Origin of the sequence: Mycobacterium sp. IS-1742 (assembly GCF_001500125.1) — a bacterium.
In the GTDB taxonomy this organism is placed as follows: domain Bacteria; phylum Actinomycetota; class Actinomycetes; order Mycobacteriales; family Mycobacteriaceae; genus Mycobacterium.
Window position 1 is genome coordinate 92882 of sequence record NZ_LQIV01000004.1, and the last position, 9102, is coordinate 101983.

Genomic DNA, 9102 nt, shown 5'->3' on the forward strand with positions numbered 1-9102 from the left:
CATGACGAACGACGACCACGCCGAACACCATGCCGAACACCATGGCCGGCACGAACTGCCGTCGGACAGCCCGCGGCTTCCGTTCGGCGGCCTGTTGCGCCGCGGGCGGTCGCAACTGCTGTTCGGCGCGCTCGGAGCACTGCTGTGCATCCTGCTGGGCGTGGCGATCGTCACCCAGGTCCGCGAGAACGAATCGGGTGACTCGCTCGAGACCGCCCGGCCCGCCGATCTGTTGATCCTGCTCGACTCGTTGCAGCAGCGCGAGGCCGCGCTCAACACCGAAGTCGGCGATCTGCGCCGGACCCTCGAGCAGCTGGCGGCATCCGGGAGCAACGACCAGGCGGCCATCGAGAACGCCCAGGCGCGGCTCGCGGCGCTGTCCATCCTCATCGGCGCCGTGGGCGCCACGGGCCCCGGGGTCACCCTGACCATCACCGACAGCACCCCCGGGGTTCCACCCGAGACGATGCTCGACGTGGTCAACGAACTGCGCGCCGCCGGCGCGGAGGCGATCCAGATCCAGGGCACCGCAGGCGGGCAGCCGGTGGTGGTGCGGGTCGGCGTCGACACCTGGATCGTCGGGCGGCCCGGGGCGCTCAACGTCGACGGGGCGACGCTCAACCCGACGTACACCGTTGCCGCCATTGGCGATCCGCCGACCCTGGCGGCCGCGATGAACATCCCGGGCGGTGCGATGGACAGCATCGAAAGGGTGGGCGGGACCATGGCGATACAGCAGGCCGAGCGGGTGGACGTGACCGCCTTGCGGCAACCGAAAGACCGCCAATACGCTCAGCCAGTCAAATAGCGTGCCGGCCGCCGGCCGATCCACGCCGTCGTACGCAGAGGAGACCCGTGACCGAGATCCCAGCCGAGCTGTACTACACCGAGGAACACGAGTGGGTGCTGCGCACGGGTGACGACACTCTGCGTGTCGGCATCACCGACTACGCGCAGTCCGCGCTCGGTGACGTCGTGTTCGTGCAGCTGCCCGACGTCGGCGCCGAACTGACTTCCGGGGAGACATTCGGCGAGGTCGAGTCCACCAAGTCGGTGTCGGATCTGTACGCGCCCGTCAGCGCGAAAGTGGTTGCCGTCAACGCGAATCTGGAGGGCACCCCCGATCTGGTGAACTCCGACCCATACGGCGAGGGGTGGCTGGTCGACCTGCAACTCGACGCCGACGACATGGAGGCGGCGCTGGGTGGCCTGCTCGACGCGGACGCCTACCGTGCCGTGGTGACCGAGTGAGTTGTTGTTAGGGTGCTGGGCGACGGTTCGACCATCTTCGACCGAGTGAAATCAACGAGGGGCGGATCCGGCGGTGGTGGACACAGTGACGTCCACTGCGCGGTACGGTCGACGTGAGACGACGGCTGTGACCGGCCGGGTATCGCCACAGCAGCCAGTGAGGAGCAGCGGGTGACGGAGAAGGACATCAACTCTGGGGGCGACCAGACGTCTGAAGAAGTCACCGTCGAGACGACCTCGGTATTCCGGGCCGACTTCCTCAACGAACTGGACGCACCGCCTGCGGCAGGGTCCGACAGCGCGGTCTCCGGTGTAGAGGGCCTGCCGGTCGGCTCGGCGCTTCTGGTCGTCAAGCGGGGTCCGAACGCGGGTTCGCGGTTCCTGCTCGACCAGCCGACGACATCGGCCGGTCGTCACCCCGACAGCGACATCTTCCTCGACGACGTCACCGTCAGCCGCAGGCATGCCGAGTTCCGGCTCGAGAGCGGCGAGTTCCAGGTGGTCGACGTCGGCAGCCTCAACGGCACGTACGTCAACCGCGAGCCGGTGGACTCCGCCGTGCTGTCCAACGGTGACGAGGTGCAGATCGGCAAGTTCCGCCTGGTGTTCCTGACGGGCCCCAGCACCGACGAGAACGGCCCGAGCAGCTAGGTGCCGATGAGCGCTCGCGCGAGGAGTACATGAGCCAGCCCGACAGCGCGCCACTCGCCGGGATGTCCATCGGGGCGGTCCTGGACCTGCTGCGGCCGGACTTCCCGGACGTGACGATCTCCAAGATCCGGTTCCTGGAGGCCGAGGGGCTGGTCACGCCGGAGCGCACCGCGTCGGGCTACCGGCGGTTCACCGCGTACGACTGTGCGCGTCTGCGCTTCATCCTCACCGCGCAGCGCGATCACTACCTGCCGCTCAAGGTCATCAAGGCCCAACTCGACGCCCAGCCCGACGGTGAGCTGCCGCCGTCCGCCCGATCTTTCCCCACGCCCTACCCGGCCCCGCGGCTGGTCCAGGTCGGTTCCCGGGACGGGGATGCGGCCGGCGTCGCGGGCGTGGCCCCGACCCAGGTCCGGCTCAGCCGAGAGGATCTGCTGGAACGGTCCGGTGTCGACGACGACCTGCTGGCCGCGCTGATCAAGGCCGGGGTCATCACCCCCTCCTCCAAGGTCGGCGGCGGGATCTTCTTCGACGAACACTCCGTGGTGATCGCCCAGTGCGCCCGTGCGCTGGCCGACTACGGCGTGGAACCCCGCCACCTGCGCGCGTTCCGCTCGGCGGCCGACCGGCAGTCCGATTTGATCGCGCAGATCGCCGGTCCCGTCGGCAAGGCCGGCACCACCGGGGCACGCGACCGGGCCGACGACCTGGCCAGGGAAGTGGCGGCTCTGGCCATCACGCTGCACACGTCGTTGATCAAATCGGCCGTACGCGACGTACTGGATCGCTGAGGATTAGACTCGCAACGACGGATTCGTTCGTCACGTCAGGGCAGGCTCCGGTCACGGCATCTGACACGCAGCACCGAAGAACGACAAGCACACTGGTGCGAAAGGGCAGACACAGATGGCTGAGGTTCGTGTGGTCGGCATTCGCGTGGAGCAGCCCCAGAACCAGCCGGTGCTCCTGCTGCGCGAGTCCAACGGCGACCGTTATCTGCCGATCTGGATCGGCCAGTCGGAGGCCGCCGCGATCGCCCTGGAACAGCAGGGTGTCGAACCGGCCCGACCGCTGACCCACGATCTGATCCGCGACGTCATCGCCGCACTCGGGCATTCGCTCAAGGAGGTGCGGATCGTCGACCTGCAGGAGGGCACCTTCTACGCCGACCTGATCTTCGACCGGGACATCAAGGTGTCCGCGCGGCCGTCGGATTCGGTGGCCATCGCGCTGCGGGTCGGGGTGCCCATCTACGTCGAGGAGGCGGTGCTGGCGGAGGCCGGGCTGCTGATCCCCGACGAGAACGACGAAGAGGCCGCAGGCGCAGTCCGCGAGGACGAGGTGGAGAAATTCAAGGAATTCCTCGACAGCGTGTCCCCGGACGACTTCAAAGCGACTTGAAACCCGGGCTTTGTCACGGATGCGTCTCAACTGGGCGCATGCGTGCCGACACGCGGTGTGAGTGCCCACCAACGCCTCGTCAGACGGCCATACTTTGGGAGCGACGAGCAGTCAGGGCTCGAGTGAACGCGTATGCTCGGACACAATCGGGCTGGCGTACGACGACCCTGATCTGCACGTCGCGACAGGGTGCTAGCGGGCGAGTTCGATCGGCGAGAGGATTCGATAGTGGGCGACACGCCACGTCAGGGAGAGCTGGATCTGTCGACCGAGAACACCCCTGAGCCGGCGGCCCGGGTGACGAGCGAGCCCGTGCAGGGCGGTCTGTTCCCCGACGACTCCGTCCCCGACGAACTCGTGGGCTACCGCGGGCCGAGCGCCTGCCAGATCGCCGGCATCACCTACCGGCAGCTCGACTACTGGGCCCGCACCTCGCTGGTGGTGCCCTCGATCCGCGGCGCGGCCGGTTCGGGCAGCCAGCGGCTCTATTCGTTCAAGGACATCCTGGTCCTCAAGATCGTCAAGCGACTGCTCGACACCGGGATCTCGCTGCACAACATCCGCGTCGCGGTCGACCATCTGCGCCAGCGCGGCGTCAGCGACCTGGCGAACATCACGCTGTTCTCCGACGGCACCACGGTGTACGAGTGCACCTCCGCCGAGGAGGTCGTCGACCTGCTCCAGGGCGGACAGGGTGTCTTCGGTATCGCGGTCTCGGGTGCGATGCGCGAGCTGACCGGCGCCATCGCCGACTTCCCCGGCGAGCGGGCCGACGGCGGCGAATCCATCGCCGCACCCGAGGACGAGCTGGCGTCCCGGCGCAAGCATCGCGACCGAAAGATCGGCTGAGTCCCGGACCGCTTGCCGCAGAACAGGATTGGCGCTCGGTCGACCCCGTCGTGACGGCTGCGCCGCGTGGGCGGCCATCGACTTCGCGGCCGCGAGCGCAGCCCGCTAAACTGGTCGTGCATCGCCCGTGTGCGGGAGAGCTCCGTGATCGCCAGTCACGGGCGCCGAAGGAGCAACACCTCTCCGTCAACCTCTCAGGCACCCAGGACCGCGCACGGCCTCGATGCCTCTGGAAAGCGGTGGACACCAGTGGTCCGCCCGCCCATGGGGAAAGGCGCGGACTCCGGTACCGGTTCCGCCGCCGAATCTCTCAGGCGCCCGCTCGGGTCGACGACAGAGGGAGAGGGATCGTCCAGCGGTTCTGCGCCCGGTAGGAGATCTCACCCGTGCTCGATGCTCATCAGCCCCGATTCGCCGACCGGCACATCGGTCCGGACTCCGACGCCGTCGCGGTCATGCTCGACACCATCGGTGTGGCGACGCTCGACGACCTCGCCGCCAAGGCGTTGCCCGCGAACATCCTCGACGCGCTGTCCGCCGAGGGGGTCGCACCGGGCCTGGAGTCCCTGCCGGCGCCCGCCTCGGAGACCGAGGCCCTCGCCGAACTCCGTGCCCTCGCCGAGTCGAACACCGTCGCGGTGTCGATGATCGGCCAGGGTTACTTCGACACGCTGACCCCGCCGGTGTTGCGCCGCAACATCCTGGAGAACCCGGCCTGGTACACCGCATACACGCCTTATCAGCCGGAGATCAGTCAGGGCCGGCTCGAGGCGCTGCTCAACTTCCAGACGATGGTGTCCGATCTGACCGGTCTCGAGGTGGCCAACGCGTCGATGCTCGACGAGGCCACCGCCGCGGCCGAGGCCATGACGCTGATGCAGCGGGCCGGGCGGAGCAAGTCGAACCGGCTCGCCGTGGATGCCGACGTGTACCGCCAGACCGGCGCCGTGCTGGCCACGCGGGCCCGGCCGCTGGGCATCGAGATCGTCACCGCGGACCTGCGCCAGGGTCTGCCCGACGGCGACTTCTTCGGCGTCGTCGTGCAGTTGCCGGGGGCGAGCGGTGTGCTCGTCGACTGGGCGCCGCTGGTCGCCGACGCGCACGAACGTGGCGCGCTGGTCGCGGTCGGCGCCGATCTGCTCGCACTGACGCTGGTCACCCCGCCGGGTGATCTCGGCGCCGACGTCGCGTTCGGCAGCACGCAGCGCTTCGGGGTGCCGATGGGCTTTGGCGGCCCGCACGCCGGATACCTCGCCGTCCACACCAAGCACGCCCGCCAGCTGCCCGGCCGACTGGTCGGGGTGTCGAAGGATGCGGATGGAGCCGCCGCGTTCCGATTGGCGCTGCAGACCCGGGAACAGCACATCCGCCGCGACAAGGCGACCAGCAACATCTGCACCGCCCAGGTGCTGCTGGCGGTCATCGCCGCGATGTACGCGAGCTACCACGGCGCCGAGGGACTGACCGCGATCGCCCGACGGGTCCACGGGCATGCCCGCGCGATCGCGACCGGACTCGCGGAGGCCGGGGTCGAGGTGGTGCACGACGCGTTCTTCGACACCGTGCTGGTCCGCGTGCCGGGGCGCGCGGCCGAAATCCGGGAGGCCGCGAAGTCCCACGGGATCAACATCTGGCTGGTAAACGCCGATCACGTCTCGGTGGCCTGCGACGAGGCGACCACCGCCGACCACGTCGCCGCGGTGCTCTCGGCGTTCGGCGCCACCCGTGGTGGGCAGCCCTTCACCGGACCCGAGATCGCCACGCGCACTTCGGGATTCCTCACCCATCCGGCATTCACCCGGTACCGCACCGAAACCGAGATGATGCGCTACCTGCGGTCGTTGGCCGATAAGGACATCGCGCTGGACCGCAGCATGATCCCGCTCGGTTCCTGCACCATGAAGCTCAACGCGGCCGCGGAGATGGAGCCGATCACCTGGCCCGAGTTCGCCAGGCAGCACCCGTTCGCCCCGGAGGCCGACGCCCCGGGCCTGCGCAGACTCATCGCCGATCTGCAGACCTGGCTGACCGGCATCACCGGTTATGACGAGATCTCGTTGCAGCCCAACGCCGGATCTCAGGGTGAGTACGCCGGCCTGCTGGCGATCAAGGCCTATCACGACGCCAACGGCGCACCCGAGCGGGACGTGTGCCTGATCCCGTCGAGCGCCCACGGCACCAATGCCGCGTCGGCGGCGCTCGCGGGGATGCGGGTCGTGGTGGTGGGCTGCCGCCCCAACGGCGACGTCGACCTGGACGACCTGCGCGCTAAGGTGACCGAGAACGCCGAGCGTCTCGCCGCGCTGATGATCACCTATCCGTCCACCCACGGTGTGTACGAGCACGACGTCGCGGAGATCTGTGCGGCCGTCCACGATGCCGGCGGTCAGGTGTACGTCGACGGGGCGAACCTCAACGCGCTGGTCGGCCTCGCCCGACCGGGCCGGTTCGGCGGCGACGTCAGCCACCTCAACCTGCACAAGACGTTTTGCATCCCGCACGGCGGCGGCGGTCCGGGTGTCGGGCCGGTCGCGGTGCGCGCCCACCTGGCCCCGTATCTGCCGGGCCATCCGCTCGCCGACGAACTCGGTGACGACTACACCGTGTCGGCCGCCCCGTACGGGTCGGCGTCGATCCTGCCGATCACGTGGATGTACATCCGGATGATGGGCGCACCCGGTCTGCGTGCGGCGTCGCTGACGGCGATCGCATCCGCCAACTACGTCGCCCGCCGTCTCGACGAGTACTACCCGGTGCTCTACACGGGGGAGAACGGCATGGTGGCGCACGAGTGCATCCTGGACCTGCGGCCCATCACCAAGCAGACCGGCGTCACGGTGGATGATGTGGCAAAACGTCTGGCGGACTTCGGTTTTCACGCGCCGACGATGAGTTTCCCGGTGGCGGGGACGCTGATGGTCGAGCCGACGGAGAGCGAATCGCTGGCCGAGGTGGACGCGTTCTGCGAGGCGATGATCGCCATCCGGGCCGAGATCGACCAGGTCGGTTCGGGTGCGTGGCCGGTGGACGACAATCCGCTGCGCGGGGCCCCGCACACCGCCGAGTCACTGTTGGTGGCCGACTGGGATCACCCCTACACCCGCGAGCAGGCGGCGTACCCGCTGGGGAAGGGCTTCCGGCCCAAGGTGTGGCCGCCGGTGCGGCGGATCGACGGCGCCTACGGCGATCGCAACCTGATGTGTTCGTGCCCGCCGGTCGAGGCGTTCGCCTAGCGGATCTACAGCGGCGGCGCGTCGCCGCGTGGGGTCAGGAAATTGAGCGAGCGACGACGGCGAGTGTGCTCAGGCGGGTTCGCCGGTGTGGCGGAATTCGCCGTCGTCAGCCCAAAAGGGTGGTCTTCTTCGCCCTCCAGGTAGTCCGCGACGTCGGTGGGTGCGATCCGCCCGTAGCGGATGAGCAGATCGACCGGGTTGAGATCGAGGTTCCGGGCGGCGCGAAGGAGGGTGTCGGTGGTCGTCAGCGTGCCCTTGCCCTGCCGGTCGTAGTAGGTCGACCGGGACATCCCCACCGCGGCGAGCACCTCGTCGAGCGTGAGCTTTCGGCCGGTCAAATAGGACAGCACCAGGCCGAGATCCTTCTCGGCATCGCGACTCACGACCATCGCCTCACCCCTGTTCCTGGATGTTGGACCCGACGAGCCGGGCCTCGATGTCACCGACGATCTCGTCGACGTGCTCGGTGATGAAGAAGTGGTCACCCGCGACGGTGCGCAACGAGAAGTCACCGGTGGTGAACTCGGACCAGGCTCGCATGCTGTCGTACGTCACAGCCGCGTCGTCGGCGGCGGCGTAGGCGTACACCGGACAGGACACCGTGGTCCCCGGTGGGCAGCTGTAGCTCGTTATCGCTCCGTAGTTTCGCAGCGTCTTGAGTACCGTGGCGCCGAAATCCCCTCCGACGAAACGGGAGTCGGTCCCGGTCATGGTCGCCACCATATCGAGCAGTTCGTCGTCCGAGCCCTGGTGCAAGTGCTCGTAGCCGCCGTGGCCCGGGGCCGGTGATGCCGAGACGAACAGTGCCGCAAGCGATTCACCATCCTGTTCGAGCCGCCGGGCGATGTCGAAGGCGATCAGCCCGCCCATACTGTGTCCGAAGAAGGCGACGCGGGATCCACTGATCTTCGGGCGCAGCAGCGGATAGATGTCGTCGGCGAGCGCGGAGATGCTCGCCAGGTCGGGCACGTCATGGCGCCCCGCACGGCCCGGATACTGAACCGCGATCCGCTTCGCCTCGATCGTGAACGCGCGGGCGAACGGTTTGTAGCCGGCTGCGGACCCGCCGGCGTGCGGAAAGATGAAGAGCGTCTCGACTGCGGTGTGAGCCGTCGCGCCCAACGACGTGGCACTGTTCATGTGGTTTCCCCCTGCCGATGCCGGGTTCGGTCACCCGGTATGGCACATCGTGGAATGTCGACGCTGTCGATGATCGCCGAAAAGTGACGCGCTTCGCGACAGATCAGCGAAGTCATCGCAATGGTCTTTCCGAACGCAGACTTCCTGTGACCTGCCTGGATGTGCAGCCCGACGGGGCACAGCAATGCGCTCAGTAGGCAGCGGCGGTTGCTGCTGGAGCCACTCGGCCATGCCTCGGAAGCTTTCGTCCCAATCGTCAATTTCCGAGATCTCGGACTTTCATTCGATCGTTCGGAAGGCTGCTGAGCGTGGCGCCAACTGAGAATCAGATAAGAAATTCGTGACCGCCCAGTGGGCCGTGGAGGGATTTGCAGTCAATCGGCCGAGGCGCGCGCGCAGTTCAGCGGGGGCAACGGGCCCGGCCTCCGAAACCGTTGCAAGCGTCAGTATTCGGCAGGGGGACGACCACCGGCCGTGCGGCGGTTCGCGCTGGTCGGCGGGCTGCTGTGGTCACCGCCCGCCGTCGCGACCGGTGACACGACGTGGCATACATCAGTGGCAGTGTCATATCGCTCCA

At 68.1% G+C, this 9102-nt stretch carries 9 protein-coding genes and 1 riboswitch; of the genes, 7 read left to right on the forward strand and 2 right to left on the reverse strand.

Annotation, left to right across the window (positions count from 1 at the left end; genetic code table 11):
- The first annotated feature begins 1 nt into the window (after position 1).
- From AU196_RS04090 to gcvP, 7 genes are all read left to right on the forward strand, one after another.
- The gene (locus tag AU196_RS04090; protein ID WP_059093809.1) at positions 2–808 is read left to right on the forward strand and encodes a DUF881 domain-containing protein; all 807 of its coding nucleotides are present in this window, start codon (positions 2–4) and stop codon (positions 806–808) included.
- A 47-nt stretch (positions 809–855) separates the two neighbouring features.
- A complete protein-coding gene (gcvH, locus tag AU196_RS04095) occupies positions 856–1251 on the forward strand; it encodes a glycine cleavage system protein GcvH (protein ID WP_059093810.1) in 396 nt (131 codons plus the stop codon).
- 171 nt (positions 1252–1422) lie between these two features.
- A complete protein-coding gene (gene garA, locus AU196_RS04100; protein WP_059093811.1) occupies positions 1423–1902 on the forward strand; it encodes a glycogen accumulation regulator GarA in 480 nt (159 codons plus the stop codon).
- A gap of 29 nt (positions 1903–1931) precedes the next feature.
- Positions 1932–2693 carry a transcriptional regulator FtsR gene (gene ftsR, locus AU196_RS04105; protein WP_059093812.1) on the forward strand — a complete coding sequence of 254 codons (762 nt, stop codon included), beginning with the start codon at positions 1932–1934 and terminating at the stop codon, positions 2691–2693.
- Between the two features lie 115 nt (positions 2694–2808).
- A complete protein-coding gene (locus AU196_RS04110) occupies positions 2809–3303 on the forward strand; it encodes a bifunctional nuclease family protein (RefSeq protein ID WP_011560235.1) in 495 nt (164 codons plus the stop codon).
- Positions 3304–3531: 228 nt separating this feature from the next.
- A complete protein-coding gene (locus AU196_RS04115) occupies positions 3532–4152 on the forward strand; it encodes a MerR family transcriptional regulator (RefSeq protein WP_059093813.1) in 621 nt (206 codons plus the stop codon).
- Between the two features lie 122 nt (positions 4153–4274).
- Positions 4275–4373, forward strand: a riboswitch (glycine riboswitch).
- 165 nt (positions 4374–4538) lie between these two features.
- Entirely contained in the window at positions 4539–7385 is a 2847-nt protein-coding gene (gcvP, locus tag AU196_RS04120) for an aminomethyl-transferring glycine dehydrogenase (RefSeq protein ID WP_059093814.1), read from the forward strand.
- A 5-nt stretch (positions 7386–7390) separates the two neighbouring features.
- On the opposite strand, the gene AU196_RS04125 is transcribed toward gcvP, so the two are convergent.
- Together AU196_RS04125 and AU196_RS04130 are read right to left on the reverse strand one after the other, a co-directional pair.
- Positions 7391–7774 carry a hypothetical protein gene (locus tag AU196_RS04125; protein ID WP_059093815.1) on the reverse strand — a complete coding sequence of 128 codons (384 nt, stop codon included), beginning with the start codon at positions 7772–7774 and terminating at the stop codon, positions 7391–7393.
- A 4-nt stretch (positions 7775–7778) separates the two neighbouring features.
- Positions 7779–8525, reverse strand: coding sequence for a thioesterase II family protein (locus tag AU196_RS04130; RefSeq protein WP_059093816.1), 747 nt, complete (start codon positions 8523–8525; stop codon positions 7779–7781).
- Between the last annotated feature and the right edge of the window lie 577 nt (positions 8526–9102).